Genomic DNA, 309 nt, shown 5'->3' on the forward strand with positions numbered 1-309 from the left:
TTGCCGCCTCCCCGGAGCTTTTCGCAGGCTATCACGTCTTTCTTCGCCTCTGACTGCCAAGGCATCCACCACATGCACTTAATTACTTGACTATACAACCCCAAACAGTCGTTTATCCCACAAGTAAGATAAGCAACAGATTATGATGATTACTCATCACTCTCATACAGTTGGCATCTCGTAGATTTAACTACCGTACAGCTTCAATTAGATTCATATACCAAAACGCTTGATTCAGTTTAATCGCTAGAACTCATTTCTTGTAGTTGCCTACTTAAAACGAGTTTGAACAAATTATTTCAACTCAAA

1 rRNA gene is annotated in these 309 nt (G+C 40.1%); it reads right to left on the reverse strand.

Annotation, left to right across the window (positions count from 1 at the left end):
* A 23S ribosomal RNA gene (locus ACTJIX_RS14930) occupies positions 1–92 on the reverse strand; the annotation flags it as partial.
* Positions 93–309: the final 217 nt, after the last annotated feature.

The sequence above is a fragment of the Acinetobacter sp. 22323 genome (assembly GCF_052044895.1).
In the GTDB taxonomy this organism is placed as follows: Bacteria; Pseudomonadota; Gammaproteobacteria; order Pseudomonadales; family Moraxellaceae; genus Acinetobacter; species Acinetobacter schindleri.